Origin of the sequence: Rhodoferax sp. BAB1, from assembly GCF_013334205.1 — a bacterium.
In the GTDB taxonomy this organism is placed as follows: domain Bacteria; phylum Pseudomonadota; class Gammaproteobacteria; order Burkholderiales; family Burkholderiaceae_C; genus Hylemonella.
In genome coordinates this window covers 2,489,546-2,505,494 of record NZ_CP054424.1, presented here as the reverse complement: position 1 = coordinate 2,505,494, position 15,949 = coordinate 2,489,546, and the positions used below count along the sequence as shown (strand labels likewise).

Here is a 15,949-nt window from a genome sequence, read left to right as displayed (position 1 = left end):
TTTCAGTCTATAATTCGAGGCTCGACGCGATGCTCTTGAAAAAGAGTGTCGTTTAGAAATGGGGGTATAGCTCAGCTGGGAGAGCGCTTGCATGGCATGCAAGAGGTCATCGGTTCGATCCCGTTTACCTCCACCAATTTCTTGTCGAGATGGAAATCAGTCCAGGTTTTGACCCTATCGTCTAGAGGCCTAGGACATCACCCTTTCACGGTGAGTACCGGGGTTCGAATCCCCGTAGGGTCGCCAAGTTTTGCAGCACTTGGTCTGTTTGCAGCTGCAAGCAGACAAACGTTGCTACCACGTGGAGTGGTAGTTCAGTTGGTTAGAATACCGGCCTGTCACGCCGGGGGTCGCGGGTTCGAGTCCCGTCCACTCCGCCAAAAAATGAAAAGCCGTTGCATGCAAATGCAGCGGCTTTTTTCTTGCCCGCCCCCCGTCGTCATTTTGAGATGAGGCCCCAGCCAGCCCTGCTGTCCTACCTGGGCAACTGGTGCGCTGCGCGGTGCAGGTGTGCGATGAAGTGGCGGATGGCGGGGGAGACGACCGAGTCGCTGCGGATGATGGCGCCGACCGTGAGCGGCAGCCCTGCCTTTGCAATGGGTACCACGTGGATGTGGGGCGCGGTCAGCGGGTGCTGCGCGATCTGGCGCGGCGCGCTGTCCGCGCAGGTGAAGAAGGTCCACCAGACCTACTACCTGCCCTCGATGACTGGCATCGCCACCGCGATCTACGAGAACCTGGCCTCACCGCCCGTGGTGGGCGAGGTGGAGCGCCACCGCGCGCACATGGCCCAGCAGCTGGCCGGCGCTGAACGCCTGCAGGGCACCTATCCCTACACCCTGGCACGCAGCTTCAAGGCCTATCGCCTCAACAAGTTCCTGCACGACATGGTGGCCCCTGCGCACCGTGCAGCCTTCAAGCGGGACGAGGAAACCAGCTTTACCGAGGCCGGCCTGAGCGAAGAGGAGAAGGCCCTGCTGCGTCGGCGCGACTGGCGCGGCCTGATCCATTACGGCTGCATCTTCTTCGGCCTGGAGAAGTTCGGCGCGGTGGTCGGCGTGTCCAACCTGCACATCTACGCCGCCATGCGCGGCGAGAGCCTGGAGGCCTTCCAGAAGACGCGCAATTCGCCGGTCCTGTACTCGGTGGCCAGCACCGAGGCGGGCAAGAAGGACTGGTCCGAGACCAGGTAGTCGCCCCGCACGGCGCTGGCATCGGCATGGACAAAAGCCCTGGTGCGGCTGCGCCAGGGCTTTCTTGATGCCGGGGATTATTCGGGCCACCGCCGCATGCGGCCCTGCAGGCAGCTCAGGCGCTGGCACTCCGGGCCAGTTCGGCTGCGCGCTGCTCGATCGCCAGCAGCAGGCGGCCTACGCTCTCGGAGCTCTTCAGGTCGCCGACGTCCAGCAGCAGGGCCGCAGCGCGCGCCATCGCCTCGATTTCCTTCGCGGAGTCTTCGGTGGATGGTCTGGTGGCTTGTTGCATGGTTGGGCCCCGCTTCATGCCAAGGATGGCGCAGGGCAGACCCATTGTGCTGCGCCCGCCAGGCAGGTCAACGGCCACAGCGTCTTTTTCCAGCCATCTATGCGTCAAAGTTCACGCCCGTGACGAGAGATCGGGAGGCTCGGGGGTGATGCACAGAGCGGCTGGGCTGTCGCGGCCCATGGGAAAGCCCGGACTTTGCAGGCCAGGGCTTGCTGCCGGTGCCGGGAAAATGCACCCGAGTCTCCGGCCAGTCTGGCTAACCCGTTGATTCTTATGAGCAAATCAATATGGCATGGCTTGAAACTGCCGCCGATCCCGCCGCGGCACATCCCTGATCCCTTGGTCGTGCGGTCAGCCCTTGAAAAAGGAGTAATGCGCCTAAAATACCGATCACAGGGGCTGCACTGGTTTCGACGTGGGTTCGGACGCGTGGCAGGGCATGTCGAGCTGAATGTGCTCGTAAAACAGATTCAAACAAACTAACTGCAAACGACGAACGTTTCGCACTCGCTGCTTAATTGCACGTGAGCCTCACAACAGCAAGCCGATAGGCTGGGCAAGGGTGGCGCAAGCTGTCCAGGCTGTGGGGTAACTTCATTCGGCTGGGCCCGCCTTGGGTAACTTAGGGCGGGTCGAGAAAATAGGTTGCTGGCGTCTTGCATAGCGTGCCACTGCGCGATGCAAGAAGCGAGACTTAAATCAGATGGCTACACATGTAGAACTGTACGAAGAAGGCTTGCGGACGCGGGTTCAAATCCCGCCAGCTCCACCACCTACCCTGTTAAAGAGCCCCCGATGAGAAATCATCGGGGGCTCTTTCTTGCCTGATCGTTGGACAACGGCGAGGTTTATCAATGCTGCTGGATGGCCGGCAAGACCGGATCCGAGTTTGCGCAACATCGCAGGGAAGCTGCCCTTGCATCGACTGGGCAAAGAAAAAGCCCGCTACCTATTTGATAGCGGGCTTTCCTTCACTGTCATGGTGCCGGAGAAAGGAATCGAACCCTCGACCTTCTCATTACGAATGAGCTGCTCTACCAACTGAGCTACACCGGCGCTAAGCCCAAAATTATACCTTGGGCAGGGCTGAGCAGGTCCTGGCGACTGGGCTGCGCCTCGCATCGGGATGGGATGCAAGGCGAAAACCGCAGCCATAGTCCAGCTATGGCGAGGATTTGCAACGCCGCAGACCGCCCGAGGCGGGGATGCAGCACACGCCAAGGACTTATTCAGCCTTGCCTTGGTGATAGGCCGTGACGCGCTCGACCTCGTTCTTCGAGCCCAGGATCACGCTGACGCGCTCGTGCAGGCTGGTGGGCTGGATGTCCAGGATGCGCTGGCGGCCGTTGGTGGCGGCGCCGCCGGCCTGCTCGACCAGCCAGCCCATGGGGTTGGCTTCGTACATCAGGCGCAGCTTGCCGGGCTTGTTGGGCTCACGCTTGTCCCAGGGGTACATGAAGACGCCGCCGCGGGTCAGGATGCGGTGCACGTCGGCCACCATGCTGGCAATCCAGCGCATGTTGAAGTCCTTGCCGCGCGGACCTTCCTTGCCCAACAGGCATTCGTCGATGTAACGCTTTACCGGTTCGTCCCAGTGGCGCATATTGCTCATGTTGATCGCGAATTCCCTGGTGTCTTCCGGGATCTGCACGTTCTCCTGCGTGAGCACGAAGGAACCCTGCTCACGGTCCAGCGTGAACATGGCCACGCCATCACCCACGGTCAGCACCAGGGTGGTCTGCGGGCCGTAGACGCAGTAGCCGGCAGCCACTTGCTGTTTGCCCGGTTGCAGGAAGTCGCTCGCACTCACAGGTTCGACGGTCTTGGGGTCGTCGTTGTGCTTTTTCAGCACGCTGAAGATGGTGCCAATGCTGACGTTGACATCGATGTTGCTCGATCCGTCCAGGGGATCGAACAGCAGCAGGTATTCGCCCAGGGGGTAGCGATTGGGCACGGCGTAGATGTCGTCCATCTCCTCCGAGGCCATGGCGGCCAGGTGGCCACCCCATTCATTGGCTTCGATCAGGACCTCGTTGGCGATGATGTCCAGCTTCTTCTGCACCTCACCCTGCACATTCTCGCTGCCGGCGCTGCCCAGCACGCCGCCCAGGGCGCCCTTATTGACGGCCTGGCTGATGCTCTTGCAGGCGCGGGCCACCACTTCCAGCAGCAGGCGCAGCTCCGACGGAATGTGGCCGTGTACGCGCTGCTGTTCGACCAGGTAGCGGGTGAGGGAGATCTTGGAACTCATGTCGGTCCTCTCGTTGGGTTCAGTCGGCGAGGGCGCGGGTCACGACCTCGCGCACGTCGTTGCTCAGCTCGGGTTTGGTCGCCACGCGGGCGATGGCCTCGCGCGCGGCGGTGCGGTAGGGCTCGGCCAGCTTCTTCCAGCGGTCCAGCGCACGTGCCAGGCGGGCGGCCACCTGCGGGTTGATCCCGTCCAGCTCTAGCACGCGTTCGCTCCAGTAGACATAACCGGCGGCGTCGGCGCGGTGGAAGGCGCCCGGGTTGGCACTGCAGTAGCTGAAGATCAGGCTGCGCGCGCGATTCGGGTTGCGCAGGTTGAAGTCCGGGTGGCTCATGAGCTGGCGCACGGCGGGCAGCACCTGGCCGCCGCGGTCGCAGGCGCCGGCCTGCAGGGCGAACCACTTGTCCAGCACCAGGGCCTCGTCCTTGAACAGGGCATGGAAGCGTTCCAGCGCAGCTTTGGCCAGTTCGTGCCCGCTGTGGACCAGGGCGGCCAGCGCATTGAAGCGGTCGGTCATGTTGCCCGCGTCCTTGAAGCGCTGGTAGGTCTTGCCGGGCCAGATCACGTCACCGGTCTCGCGTGCGGCAAGACACAGCATGGTGAGCGCCAGGCCAGTCAGGGCGCGGCGGCCGGCGGATGCGGCGTCCGGGCGGTAGGCGCCGGTGGCCTGGTGTTCCTCGTAGGCCCAGGCCCAGTCGTGGCGCAGTTCCAGCGCCAGTTGCTGGCGCATGGACTCGCGCACGGCATGCACACGCTGCGGGTCCACCACGTCCAGCTGCTCGGCCATATAGGTCTCGGCGGGCAGGGTGAGCACCAGTTCCTTGAAGGCGGCGTCCAGCGTGGGGTGGCGCAGCACCTGGCGCATGGCGTCGATGTAGGCAGCGTCCAGCACCTTGGCCTCGCCCGGCTGGGCGTGGCCACGGATGAAGGCCAGTGCGCGCTTGACGGCCAGGCGCTGACCGGCTTCCCAGCGGTTGAAGGGGTCGGTGTCATGGGCCAGCAGGGCCAGCAGCTGCTCGTCGCTGTAGTCGAACTCGAGCACCACGGGGGCACTGAAACCGCGCAGCAGGGAAGGCACGGGCTCGGCATCGACGTTGACGAAGCGCAGCGTCTGCGAGGCTTCGGTCAGCACGATGGTGCGCGAGCTGGGGCCGGGTTCGGCCTCGCCATCCAATTGCAGCGGCAGCGCGCGGCCGTCGGCCGTGATCAGGCCCAGGCTGACCGGGATGACGAAAGGCTCTTTCACCGCCTGGCCCGGGGTGGGGGCACAGGACTGGGCCAGCGTCAGCGTGTAGCTGCGGGCTGCGGCGTCGTACTGGGCGCTGGCGTTCAGGCGGGGTGTGCCGGCCTGGCTGTACCAGCGCTTGAACTGCGGCAGCAGGCGTGCCAGCTCGGAGCCGGGGTTGGCGTCGGCGATGGCCTGGGCGAAATCGTCGCAGGTCACGGCCTGGCCGTCATGGCGCTGGAAGTACAGCGCCATGCCCTTGGCAAAACCTTCGCGGCTGGTCAGCGTCTGCTGCATGCGCACGACTTCGGCGCCCTTCTCGTAGACGGTAACGGTGTAGAAGTTGTTGATCTCGATGTAGCTGTCGGGCCGCACCGGGTGGGCCATGGGGCCGGCGTCCTCGGGGAACTGGGCGGTGCGCAGCACGCGCACGTCCTCGATGCGCTTGACGGCGCGCGCCGAGAGGTCGCCCGCCAGGTCCTGGCTGAACTCCTGGTCGCGGAAGACGGTCAGGCCTTCCTTGAGGCTGAGCTGGAACCAGTCGCGGCAGGTGACGCGGTTGCCGGTCCAGTTGTGGAAGTACTCGTGGCCCACCACACTTTCGATGTTGGCGTAGTCGGCGTCGGTGGCGGTGGCCTGGTTGGCCAGAACGTACTTCGTGTTGAAGATGTTCAGGCCCTTGTTCTCCATGGCGCCCATGTTGAAGTCGCTGGTGGCGACGATCATGAAACGTTCCAGGTCCAGCGGCAGCTTGAAGCGCGCCTCGTCCCAGGCCACGGAGGCCATGAGGGAGTTCATGGCGTGTTCGGTCTTGTCCAGGTCGCCCGGGCGCACATAGACCTGCAGCAGGTGGTCCTGGCCGTTGCGCGCGGTGATGCGCTGTTCGCGCGCCACCAGCTGGCCGGCCACCAGCGCAAACAGGTAGCAGGGCTTGCGGTGCGGGTCGACCCACTTGGCGTAGTGGCGGCCGTCTTCCAGCGCACCCTGTTCCACCAGATTGCCGTTGGACAGCAGCACCGGATACTTCTGCTTGTCGGCGCGCAGGGTCACCGTGTAGCTGGCCATCACGTCCGGGCGATCCAGGAAGTAGGTGATACGACGGAAGCCCTCTGCTTCACATTGCGTGAAGAAGGAGTCGTTGCTTACGTACAGGCCCATGAGCTTGGTGTTTTTCACCGGGGCGCAGGTGGTGAAGATCTCCAGTTCGAAAGGCGCCTCGCCCTCGGGCAGGTTCTCCAGCACCAGCTGGCCGCCGTCCATCTTGAAGCTGGTGCCCTGGCCGTTGACGAGCACGCGCGCCAGGTTCAGCTCCTCGCCGTCCAGGCGCAGGGGCTGGGCCGCCACCGCCGGGTTGCGACGCAGCGTCATCCTGTTGAGGACGCGGGTCTTGGCCGGGTCGAGGTCGAAACTCAGGTCGACGGTGTCGATCCAGTAGGCGGGGGCGGTGTAGTCTTCGCGCCGGATGACGTGGGCTTGTCCTTCACGCATGGTGATTCCTTAAACGCCTTGTTTCAGCGAGGCTTCGATGAAGGGGTCGAGGTCGCCGTCCAGAACCTTCTGGGTGGCCGAGGTCTCGTAGTTGGTGCGCAGGTCCTTGATGCGGCTCTGGTCCAGCACGTAAGAGCGGATCTGGTGGCCCCAGCCCACGTCGGTCTTGCTGTCTTCCAGCTTCTGCTGTTCTTCCTGGCGCTTGCGCATCTCGTGGTCGTACAGGCGGCTGCGCAGGCGTTTCCACGCCACGTCGCGGTTGCTGTGCTGGCTGCGGCCGTCCTGGCACTGCACCACGATGCCGGTGGGGATGTGCGTGAGGCGCACGGCCGAGTCGGTCTTGTTGATGTGCTGGCCGCCGGCGCCGCTGGCGCGGAAGGTGTCGGTGCGCACATCGGCCGGGTTGATGTCGATCTCGATGGTGTCGTCGATCTCCGGGTAGACGAAGACGCTGGCAAAGCTGGTGTGGCGGCCACCCGAACTGTCGAAGGGCGACTTGCGCACCAGGCGGTGCACGCCGGTCTCGGTGCGCAGCAGGCCGAAGGCGTAGTCACCCTCGATCTTGATGGAGGCGCTCTTGATGCCGGCGGTGTCCCCCGGGGTTTCTTCTTCCACCGTGGCCTTGAAGCCCTTGCGCTCGGCGTACTTCAGGTACTGGCGCAGCAGCATGCTGGCCCAGTCGCAGGCCTCGGTGCCGCCGGCGCCGGCCTGGATGTCCAGGAAGGCGGGCAACGGGTCGGCCGGGTTGTTGAACATGCGGCGGAATTCCAGCTTCTCCACGATTTCGGAGAGCTTGGCTTCTTCGGCCGAGATGGTCTTGAGGCCGGCCTCGTCGCCTTCTTCCTTGCTCATCTCGTAGAGCTCGGAGTTGTCGGAGAGTTCGCTGGTCAGCTTGTCCAGCGTGACGACCACGTCGTCCAGCGCCTTCTTCTCCTTGCCCAGTTCCTGGGCGCGCTTGGGGTCGTTCCAGACCGTGGGGTCTTCCAGCGAGGCGTTGACCGTCCTCAGCCGTTCAGCTTTGGCATCGTAGTCAAAGATACCTCCGGAGCTCGACCGTGCGCTGGCTCAGGTCGGCCAGTTTGCTACCGATGGCATTGATTTGTTCTGCGTCCATGATGGGGGATCCTGTCTGGGTTCTGTGGGGGCGGTCTGCCGGTGGCAGTGTTGAGGGCCCGGAACCCTCGATTTTAGGCCCTCCCTCAAAGTCGGGCGGGCGCCTCAGGGGCCGAGCAGCCCCTGGAAGCTGTGGCTGTAGCCCAGAACCACCCCGGCCGTCCCCAGCACCATCAGGTTGATCGAGCCGTTGGTGCTGGTCTGGTAGCTGAGCGAAGGGATGATGGCGGGCGCAAAACCGCGCCAGTTCAAGGGCACTTTGTCCTCGTATTCATCCGTGTAGCCGTAGATGATGCCGGCCGACACCTTGACGCTGAGCCGGGAGTTCCCCAGCACCTCATGCCAGTGGTAACCCGCGTAGGCGTAGGCCGATGGCTGGCCGAAGGAGTTGCGGAACAGGGCCAGCCCTGCCAGGCGCTGGCGGTCCAGATGCTGTTCCAGCGTGAAAACAAAGGAGTACTTGTGCTCGGGATCGCTGGTCCAGTGGTAGACGATGGGCGCAATCGTGAGGGTGAGGGGGCGCGTGATGGGCGCCTCGCTGCCGGGCGTGTCCGGCGGAGTGCCTGTCGTGGGGGGGTGTCGGTGGTCGTTGGCGTGGTGCCGGCCTGGGTGTCGACCGTCTGGGCCAGGCTGTTGCCGGTCCACAGCAGGGTCAGGGCCAGGACGAAGGTGTGCGGTAGCAGGTGCATGGGGCTGGTAGAGCCCTAATCGGCCAGAAAGTTCTCGATCAGGCGGGCCAGTTGTTCGGGCTGGTCGTGGTGCAGCATGTGGCCGGCGTCCTGGATCTGGGCCTGCTGCAGCCGGGGCACGCTTTGCAGGCGCTGGTGGAACTCGGCCAGGGTGTATTTGCCCTCCCACCACTGCTCCATCTGGTTGTGGCTGGCTTCCACCGAGAGCACGGGCGCCGTGATGGCGGCAAAGGCGGCCAGCACCTCGTCCACGCGGTAGAGCTGGGCGTTGACGATCTTGTGCGCCGCGTCGCCCAGGATGTTCCACTGGCCTTGCGCATTGGGACGGGCCCAGTGGCGGGCCAGCCAGAGTGCCTTGTCCTCGCCCAGGCGCGGGTTGGTTTTCATGAGGCGGCGCGCCACGCCGTCGGCGTCGGCATAACTCTTGAGCGCCAGTTCGCCGCGGTGCAGGCTTTTGAGCTCGTCCATCCACTTGGCATAACGGCGAGGGGCTTGTGCCGCTTGCGTGGCCGGCATGCCGAAACCCTCCAGGTTGACGAGGCGGCGGATGCGCTGGGGGCGCACGCCGGCGTAGAGCATGACCACGTTGCCACCCATGCTGTGGCCCACCAGGTCCACAGCCCTGTCCCCGGCGTAATGGTCGAGCAGGAAGTCCAGGTCGGCCAGGTAGTCGGGGAACCAGTAGTTGTCATGCCCGGGGTAGCTGGCGCCCGCACCCGGTTCGCTGGTGTCCAGCCCGGTCAGGCCAAAACCGCGCCAGTCGGCGGCGATGACGGTCCGGTTCTCGAAAAAGGCCGGGCTGAAGGCGTCCACCATGAACTGCCAGGACGCGGCCACGTCCATCCAGCCGTGCATGAGCACCAGCGGGGGCAGGGTGGTTTCGGCCTGGCCCCAGCGCAGGACGTGGTACTTCAGCTGGCGGACGGGGGTAAATTCGCTGTGGGCGCTACGACGGACTTGGTACATTTGCTCAGGGTCTGGGGTCACACGCGGAATGGGTGTGGGCCGGCCCTCATCATACGGAGACACAGCATGGCGACCAGTCGACACCGTGACAGTTACGAGTCTTTACACGGCCAGTTCCGCTGGCAGGTGCCCGATGAATTCAATATCGCCGAGGTGTGCTGCCGGCGCTGGGCACAGGCGGCCGATGCCGGCCAGCGCATCGCCATCCATGCCGACGGGCCCGGCCTGCAGGCGCGCGCCCACAGCTACGCCGAACTGCAGCAGCAGGCCAACCGCCTGTCGAACGCGCTGGTCCAGTTACGCGTGAAGCCGGGCGACCGCGTGGCCATCGTGCTGCCGCAGCGTTTCGAGACGGCCGTGGCCTATATGGCCGTGCTGCAGATGGGCGCGGTGGCCATGCCCCTGTCCACGCTGTTCGGGCCCGAGGCGCTGGAATTCCGCCTGAACGACAGCGGGGCCGCGGTCCTGATCTGCGACGACGCGGCCATCGTCAACATCCAGAACATTCGCGGTGAGTGCGAGGCCTTGCGCCATGTGATCGGCGTGGGCGACAGCGCCAGCGGTGAGGTGGGGGGCGGTGCGGCCGGCATGGCCGACCTGGATTACAGCGCCCTGCTGGCCGAACACCCGCCGCAATACCTGCCCGTGGCCACGCGTGCCGACGACCCGGCCGTGCTCATCTACACCAGCGGCACCACGGGCAACCCCAAGGGCGCCTTGATCCCGCATCGCGCATTGATCGGCAACCTGACCGGTTTTGTCTGCAGCCAGAACTGGTTCGGCTTTGATCCTTTTCCGGCTCCCTCCCCCGTGCGGGGAGGGTTGGGGTAGGGGCGAGCACGGAAAGGACAAAGTCCAGCTTCAGGCTACCGGAACCGAAAACGCAAAGCGTTTTCTGGTCTCCGGCAGACTGGAGCTGGACCGGCGGGCTGATGGACGCCTTGTTGCCGACGCTTTATTTTGGCCGCCCCATCGTGGCCTGGAACGGCCGTTTCAGTGCGCAGACCGCCTTCGAGCTGCTGCAGAAATACGAAGTCACGCACACCTTCCTCTTCCCCACGGCGCTCAAGGCGATGATGAAGGCCTTCCCGCAGCCGAAGAAATTCTTCCAGCTCGGGCTGCAGGCCATCATGAGCGCGGGCGAGGCGGTGGGCGACGCCGTGTTCGGCTATTGTCAGAAGGAACTGGGCGTGACGGTGAACGAGATGTTCGGCCAGACCGAGGTCAACTACATCGTCGGCAACTGCGCCATCTTCTACCCGGCCAGACCCGGCAGCATGGGCAAGGGCTACCCGGGCCACCGCGTGGCCGTGATCGACGAGCAGGGGCGGGAATGCGCCGCCGGTTCGATCGGCGAAGTGGCGATCCATCGCCGCGACGTGCACGGCGACCCCGATCCCATCTTTTTCCTGGGGTACTGGAAGAACGAGGCCGGCACGCGCGACAAGTACACGGGGGACTGGTGCCGCACCGGTGACCTGGCGCTGCGCGACAAGGATGGCTACCTCTGGTACCAGGGGCGCGCGGACGACATGTTCAAGGCTGCGGGTTACCGCATCGGCCCGGGCGAGATCGAGAACTGCCTGCTCAAGCATCCGGCCGTGGCCAATGCGGCCGTGGTGCCCAAGCCCGATGCCGAGCGCGGCGCGCTGGTGAAGGCCTATGTGGTGCTGACGGCAGAGGCCGCAGCCGAGCGTGGGGACGAGCCGGTCTCGCGCAACGAGTGGGAGCGGCGTCTGATGATCGATCTCCAGCGCCATGTGAAGGGCAAGCTGGCGCCTTACGAATACCCCAAGGAGATCGAGTTCCTCGATGCCCTGCCCATGACGACCACCGGCAAGGTGCAGCGCCGCGTGCTGCGGCTGCAGGAAGAGGCACGCCATGCCCAGCACCGTGCGGTTTAAGCCCGGGCTGGCGCGGCGCGTGGCGCTGCTGTCCTTGTCGCAGTGGCTGCTGCTGCCCGCCATGGCGCTGCTGGCCTGGGGTGCCGTTTCCCAGGGGGGCAGGCCGGTCGTGGCCCTCTTGTTCGCGCTGGTGCCGGGGCTGGGCCTGCTGCTGGCCTTGCGCGCCTGGGAGAAGAGTCTGCGCCGCCAGTTCGTGCGCGAGGCGCCGCTGCCGCGCTTTCTGGGGACCAAGTTGTGCGAACGCTATCCCCAGCTCAGTCCGCGCGATACCGAGCTGGTGCTGCGCGGCCTGCGCCAGTTCTTCATGGCCCATCTGCGCAGCGGCCGCGCCTTCGTGGCCATGCCTTCGCGTGTGGTGGACGCGGCCTGGCACGAATTCATCCTGCACACGCGTGGCTACGAGTCATGGTGCGACACGGCTTTCGGCCGGCTCCTGCACCACAGTCCGGCCGAGGTGCTGGGCCGGGATGCACGGCGCAACGACGGCCTGCGCCGCGTCTGGTTCTGGGCCTGCAAGGAGGAGAGCATCGACCCGCGCCAGCCCAGCCGCCTGCCGCTGCTGTTTGCGCTGGACCGCAAGTTCGGGATTCCCGGCGGTTTCCACTATGTGCCGGACTGCCGCGAGATCGATCGCCAGAGTGGTTCCGACGCCTATTGCGGGACCAGCTTTGGCGGGAGCGACGGTGGTGGCGACGCGCCCGGTGATACCGCGGGTTTTGGCGGTGCGGACAGCAGCGCGGGCGGGGACAGCGGTGGGGACGGTGGTGGTTGTGGGGGCGGTGGTGACTAGGTTTTTCAAGTCGCGCTACGATGGCGCGCCGCGTTTACGCTTTTCTTCCTGTACCACCTGCACTGTCTCCCCATGAACCAAGTACAACTCGGTCGCAGCGACCTCCACGTCACGCCCATCTGCCTGGGCACCATGACTTTCGGCGAACAGGTCAGCGAGGCCGACGCCCATGCCATCCTGGACCGCGCGCTGGAGCGCGGCATCAACTTCCTGGACACGGCCGAGATGTATTCGGTGCCGACGCGGGCCGAGACCTTCAACCTGACCGAGAAGATCATCGGCAACTGGTTCGCCAGCCGGCCGGGCGCGCGCCAGAAGATGCAGGTGGCCACCAAGGTGGCAGGCCCCTCGCGCGGCATGGACTGGGTGCGCAAGGGCAGCCCCAACCTGACGCCGGCCGACATCGTGGCCGCCTGCGACGACAGCCTCAGGCGGCTGAAGATCGACGTGATCGACCTCTACCAGATCCACTGGCCGGTACGCCATGTGCCCATGTTCGGCCAGATGTATTTCGACCCGGCCAAGGATGACGCCACGGTCACGCCCATCCATCAGCAACTGGAGGCCCTGGGCCAGCTGGTGCAGGCCGGCAAGGTGCGGGCGATTGGCCTCTCGAACGAGTCACCCTATGGCGTGCACGAGTTCGTGCGCCTGGCCGAGTTGCACAACTTGCCGCGTGTGGCCACGGTGCAGAACCCCTATTGCCTGGTGAACCGCACCGTCGAGAACGGGCTGGACGAGACCCTGTACCGCCTGGGCGTTTCCCTGTTGGCCTATTCGCCGCTGGGTTTCGGCTTGCTCACCGGCAAGTACGACAGCAGCGGCTTCACCGGTGCCGATGCACCCCAGGACGGCCGCATTGCCAAGTTCGAGAGCGTGCGCAAGCAGCGCTGGGGCCGCGCCGAGTCGCTGGAGGCAGCGCGTCGTTACAACGCGCTGGCGCGCGAACATGGCCTGACGCCGACCCAGATGGCCCTGGCCTTCTGCTACACGAAGTGGCAGGTCACCAGCACCATCATCGGCGTGACCTCGGTGGCGCAACTGGACGAGGACCTCGATGCCTGGGGCACCACGCTGGCCCCGGAACTGCTCAAGGCCATCGACGCGATCCGCAAGGAACTGCGCGACCCGGCCGTCTAGAACTAGGACGCCCCCACGCTTGCGCACTGCGTGTCGCCGCTGCCCCCACTGGGGGCCCTCGTCGCCTTGGGGCGGCCCGGCGGCGACTCACGCCGCACTTGCCTACTTCAGCAGGAACTTCAGCAGCTTGTCCGTCAGCGGCCCATAGGGCGGCGCCAGCAATTTTGCCGTAGAGAAGCGCGCCTGCTTGAAGACGGGACGCAGCTTGGAGAAGGTCAGGAAACCCTCGTAGCCGTGGTAGTGGCCCATGCCCGAGGCGCCCACGCCGCCGAAGGGCAGCTCTTCCTGCCCGACGTGGAACAGCGCATCGTTGATGGAGACACCGCCCGACATCACGCGCGTGAGCAGCTCTTGCTGCACGGTCTTGTCATTCGTGAAGGGATAAAGCGCCAGCGGCCGCGCTCCGGCGTTGATGCGCTTGATCACATCGTCTTCCAGGTCCTCGTAGCTGATCACCGGCAGGATGGGGCCGAAGATCTCGCGCTGCATCAGCAGGCAGTCGGCCGGGGCATTGAGTACCAGGTGCGGCGCGATCTTGCGCAGCTTGATGTCGAAGGGCTTGCCCGGGATCAGCGGGATCACCTGCGCGCCACGCTGTTTGGCTTCGTCCAGGGCGTGCAGCAGGCGGGCATAGGCGATCTCGTCGATGATAGCCGTGTAGTCCGGCGTGTCCAGCTTGGGGTAGCGCCTGGGCATGATCTCCTGCGCCAGCCGCACGAATTCCTTGATGCGGCGCTCGGGCACGTAGACGTGGTCCACCGTGGTGCAGATCTGGCCGGCGTTGAGGTACTTGACGTAGAGCAGGCGCTCGGCCGCCGTGCGCAGCGGGAAGTCCTCGCAGACGATGGCGGGTGACTTGCCGCCCAGCTCCAGCGTCACCGGGCAAAGGTTGGCCGCAGCCGCGGCCATGACGGCGCGGCCGGTCTGGCCCGAGCCGGTGAAGAGCAGGTGGTCGAAGGGCAGGCTGGAGAATTCGATGCCCACACCGCCGGTTTCGTCGAAGAACTGCAGCTTTTCCTCGGGGAAATAGTCGGGCATCTCCTTGATCAGCAGTTTGGCGAGGTGGCGCGAGTTCTCGCTCATCTTGACCATGGCACGGTTGCCGGCCGCGAAGATGGCCGTCAGTGGCAGCAGGCTGAGGTTGAGCGGGAAGTTCCAGGGCACGATGACGCCCACCACGCCCAGGGGCTGCGGGATCACGCGGTTGCTGGCCAGGCCGAAGGCCATGCGGTCGATGCCGCGGCGCTGCGGCTTCATCCAGCGCTTGAGCTGCTTGAGCGTGTGGTGGATGCCCTTGAGCACCGGCATGATCTCGGTCAGCAGCGTCTCGTGGCGCGAGCGGTTGCCGTAGTCGGCGCTGATGGCCTCACAGATGGCGTCCTGGTGCTCGCGCACGAAACGCTCGAGCTTGCGCAGGTCGGCGCAGCGGCTTGCATAGTCGGGCTCCGGGCTGGCCAGGTAGGCGGCGCGCTGGCGTTTGAGTGCGGCCTCCAGGGTGGTGCGCAGCACGGCATGGGCGGAATCATTGACAGCGTTCATCGTCACTCTCCTTGATCTTGATGTTGTTCTTCAGGTGGCCATGTAGCGGCCGGCGCGGTGGTTGATGGCCAGCGTGAGGTTCAGCACCACGGCCCCGGCCACGGACAGGGCTACCTGCAGCAGCGGCGCCGTGGCCAGCGCCAGCAGCAGTATGAGCGTATCCACGGCCATTTGCACGTGGCCGGCCCGCCAGCCCCGGGTTTCCTGCAGCCAGAAAGCCAGGATGCCGACGCCGCCCAGGCTGGCGCGGTGGCGAAACAGGATCAGAAAACCCACGCCCAGCAGCACGCCGCCCAGCAGTGCGGCGTAGAGCGGGCGCACCTGCTCGAAGACGATGAGATACGGCATCAGTTCGGTCTGGACGGACAGCAGGGCCACGGCGATCATGGTCTTGAACAGGAAGGCGCGGTCCAGCCGGCGCCAGGCCAGCACGTAAAAGGGCAGGTTGAGCACGAAGAACACCGGCCCGAAACCCCAGCCCGTGCCGTAGTGCAGCAGGAAGGCGATGCCGGCCGTGCCGCCGCTGAGCAACTGCGCGTGCTGGAACAGCGCCACGGCCAGCGCAATCAGCGCGGTGCCCGAGAGCAGGGCCAGCGCATCCTCGGCATGGCTGTGGCGCAGGGGCGGTGTGTCTTGGGGCGCATTCATGTCCTGGAATTGTGGCACCGCCTTCTGACGCCTGGCCTGCTCCCCTGAGAGAAAATTCACGCATGGCCAAGAAAGAACACGTTTCCGAAACCCCTGCCACCCAGCTGCTCAAGGCAAACAAGGTGGACTACACCGAGCACCCCTACGAGTATCTGGAGCACGGCGGGGCGCAGCACAGCGCGCAGGTGCTGGGCTGGGATCCGTACACGGTGGTGAAGACGCTGATCATGCAGGACCAGGACGCCAGGCCGCTGGTGGTGCTGATGCACGGCAACCGCAAGGTGTCCACCAAGAACCTGGCGCGGCAGATCGGCGCCAAATCCGTGGAGCCCTGCAAGCCCGAGGTGGCCAACCGCCACAGCGGCTACCTGGTGGGCGGCACCTCGCCTTTCGGTACGCGACGCGAGATGCCGGTCTACATCGAGGAAGGCATCCTGGCGCTGCCGCGCATCCTGATCAACGGCGGACGACGCGGTTACCTGGTGGGCATCTCGCCGCAGGTCTGCGTGCAGTTGCTGGGGGCCACACCGGTGCAGTGCGCGCTGGCCGAATAGCGACGGGGGCGCCACCACGCCCGGCAGCGGACTCTGAGAGAATGAACGCACTACCGGAGTTTGTTGCATGCGATTCCCGGGCACTGCATTTTTCTCCCGGCGCGCCGGGGCGCTGGCCAGCTCAGCGATCGCATTCGCCTTGCTGTTGGCGGGCGGGGAA

Annotated in this window: 12 protein-coding genes, 4 tRNA genes, 1 other RNA gene and 2 pseudogenes; 9 read left to right on the top strand and 10 right to left on the bottom strand. The window is 65.3% G+C overall.

All coding sequences use genetic code 11. The features are described from left to right. The first annotated feature begins 60 nt into the window (after positions 1-60). The 3 genes from HTY51_RS12015 to HTY51_RS12005 all read left to right on the top strand — a co-directional run bounded on the left by HTY51_RS12015 (position 61) and on the right by HTY51_RS12005 (position 380). Positions 61-136 (top strand) — tRNA-Ala (locus HTY51_RS12015). A gap of 34 nt (positions 137-170) precedes the next feature. After that, positions 171-246 (top strand) — tRNA-Glu (locus HTY51_RS12010). A gap of 57 nt (positions 247-303) precedes the next feature. Further along, a tRNA-Asp gene (locus tag HTY51_RS12005) sits at positions 304-380 on the top strand. 95 nt (positions 381-475) lie between these two features. Here HTY51_RS12005 and HTY51_RS18750 read toward each other — a convergent pair. Then, positions 476-607, bottom strand: coding sequence for a hypothetical protein (locus HTY51_RS18750; protein ID WP_256405537.1), 132 nt, complete (start codon positions 605-607; stop codon positions 476-478). Between the two features lie 34 nt (positions 608-641). On the opposite strand from HTY51_RS18750, the pseudogene HTY51_RS12000 reads away from it, so the two are divergent. Continuing rightward, a pseudogene (locus HTY51_RS12000) lies at positions 642-1,193 on the top strand (gallate dioxygenase); the annotation flags it as partial. Between the two features lie 115 nt (positions 1,194-1,308). Here the strand turns inward: HTY51_RS12000 and HTY51_RS11995 are convergent. Next, positions 1,309-1,485, bottom strand: coding sequence for a hypothetical protein (locus tag HTY51_RS11995; protein WP_174252944.1), 177 nt, complete (start codon positions 1,483-1,485; stop codon positions 1,309-1,311). A gap of 395 nt (positions 1,486-1,880) precedes the next feature. On the opposite strand from HTY51_RS11995, the gene ssrA reads away from it, so the two are divergent. Then, positions 1,881-2,257: a transfer-messenger RNA gene (gene ssrA, locus HTY51_RS11990) on the top strand. Positions 2,258-2,465: 208 nt separating this feature from the next. Here ssrA and HTY51_RS11985 read toward each other — a convergent pair. The 6 genes from HTY51_RS11985 to HTY51_RS11960 all read right to left on the bottom strand — a co-directional run bounded on the left by HTY51_RS11985 (position 2,466) and on the right by HTY51_RS11960 (position 9,214). Next, a tRNA-Thr gene (locus HTY51_RS11985) sits at positions 2,466-2,541 on the bottom strand. A 169-nt stretch (positions 2,542-2,710) separates the two neighbouring features. Next, complete coding sequence (locus HTY51_RS11980) at positions 2,711-3,736, bottom strand: class 1 fructose-bisphosphatase (RefSeq protein WP_174252943.1); 1,026 nt, start codon at positions 3,734-3,736, stop codon at positions 2,711-2,713. Positions 3,737-3,755: 19 nt separating this feature from the next. Then, positions 3,756-6,446 carry an aminopeptidase N gene (gene pepN / locus HTY51_RS11975; protein WP_174252942.1) on the bottom strand — a complete coding sequence of 897 codons (2,691 nt, stop codon included), beginning with the start codon at positions 6,444-6,446 and terminating at the stop codon, positions 3,756-3,758. A 9-nt stretch (positions 6,447-6,455) separates the two neighbouring features. Then, a protein-coding gene (gene prfB, locus HTY51_RS11970; protein WP_174252941.1) for a peptide chain release factor 2 occupies positions 6,456-7,560 on the bottom strand; the annotation gives its coding sequence in 2 pieces (ribosomal slippage) (positions 6,456-7,478 and positions 7,480-7,560; 1,104 coding nt in all). Between the two features lie 104 nt (positions 7,561-7,664). Beyond that, positions 7,665-8,204 (bottom strand): ABC transporter ATP-binding protein, encoded by a 540-nt coding sequence (locus HTY51_RS11965; RefSeq protein ID WP_174252940.1) that lies wholly within the window; start codon positions 8,202-8,204, stop codon positions 7,665-7,667. Between the two features lie 59 nt (positions 8,205-8,263). After that, positions 8,264-9,214: an alpha/beta fold hydrolase gene (locus HTY51_RS11960; RefSeq protein ID WP_174252939.1), complete on the bottom strand. Its 951-nt coding sequence runs from the start codon at positions 9,212-9,214 to the stop codon at positions 8,264-8,266. A gap of 66 nt (positions 9,215-9,280) precedes the next feature. Here HTY51_RS11960 and HTY51_RS11955 point away from each other — a divergent pair. The 3 genes and pseudogenes from HTY51_RS11955 (at position 9,281) to HTY51_RS11945 (ending at position 13,048) form a co-directional block, all read left to right on the top strand. Further along, a pseudogene (locus HTY51_RS11955) lies at positions 9,281-11,118 on the top strand (acyl-CoA synthetase). Continuing rightward, positions 11,096-11,908, top strand: a complete 813-nt coding sequence (locus tag HTY51_RS11950) for a hypothetical protein (protein WP_254606870.1) — start codon at positions 11,096-11,098, stop codon at positions 11,906-11,908. Before HTY51_RS11955 ends, HTY51_RS11950 begins: the two are co-directional and overlap by 23 nt. A 72-nt stretch (positions 11,909-11,980) precedes the next feature. Next, positions 11,981-13,048, top strand: a complete 1,068-nt coding sequence (locus HTY51_RS11945) for an aldo/keto reductase (RefSeq protein ID WP_174252938.1) — start codon at positions 11,981-11,983, stop codon at positions 13,046-13,048. 102 nt (positions 13,049-13,150) lie between these two features. Here the strand turns inward: HTY51_RS11945 and HTY51_RS11940 are convergent, their stop codons facing one another. Continuing rightward, entirely contained in the window at positions 13,151-14,587 is a 1,437-nt protein-coding gene (locus HTY51_RS11940; RefSeq protein WP_174252937.1) for a coniferyl aldehyde dehydrogenase, read from the bottom strand. 30 nt (positions 14,588-14,617) lie between these two features. Continuing rightward, positions 14,618-15,235: a YitT family protein gene (locus tag HTY51_RS11935; protein WP_174252936.1), complete on the bottom strand. Its 618-nt coding sequence runs from the start codon at positions 15,233-15,235 to the stop codon at positions 14,618-14,620. A gap of 62 nt (positions 15,236-15,297) precedes the next feature. Here HTY51_RS11935 and HTY51_RS11930 point away from each other — a divergent pair, with 62 nt between their 5' ends. Then, complete coding sequence (locus HTY51_RS11930) at positions 15,298-15,789, top strand: aminoacyl-tRNA deacylase (protein WP_174252935.1); 492 nt, start codon at positions 15,298-15,300, stop codon at positions 15,787-15,789. Positions 15,790-15,949: the final 160 nt, after the last annotated feature.

Coding starts and splice junctions, on each gene's coding strand:
- HTY51_RS11945 (WP_174252938.1), top strand. CDS start 11,981: ATGAACCAAGTACAACTCGGTCGCAGCGACCTCCACGTCACGCCCATC.
- HTY51_RS11950 (WP_254606870.1), top strand. CDS start 11,096: ATGCCCAGCACCGTGCGGTTTAAGCCCGGGCTGGCGCGGCGCGTGGCG.
- HTY51_RS11995 (WP_174252944.1), bottom strand. CDS start 1,485: ATGCAACAAGCCACCAGACCATCCACCGAAGACTCCGCGAAGGAAATC.
- HTY51_RS11940 (WP_174252937.1), bottom strand. CDS start 14,587: ATGAACGCTGTCAATGATTCCGCCCATGCCGTGCTGCGCACCACCCTG.
- pepN (WP_174252942.1), bottom strand. CDS start 6,446: ATGCGTGAAGGACAAGCCCACGTCATCCGGCGCGAAGACTACACCGCC.
- HTY51_RS11980 (WP_174252943.1), bottom strand. CDS start 3,736: ATGAGTTCCAAGATCTCCCTCACCCGCTACCTGGTCGAACAGCAGCGC.
- HTY51_RS11960 (WP_174252939.1), bottom strand. CDS start 9,214: ATGTACCAAGTCCGTCGTAGCGCCCACAGCGAATTTACCCCCGTCCGC.
- HTY51_RS11930 (WP_174252935.1), top strand. CDS start 15,298: ATGGCCAAGAAAGAACACGTTTCCGAAACCCCTGCCACCCAGCTGCTC.
- HTY51_RS11935 (WP_174252936.1), bottom strand. CDS start 15,235: ATGAATGCGCCCCAAGACACACCGCCCCTGCGCCACAGCCATGCCGAG.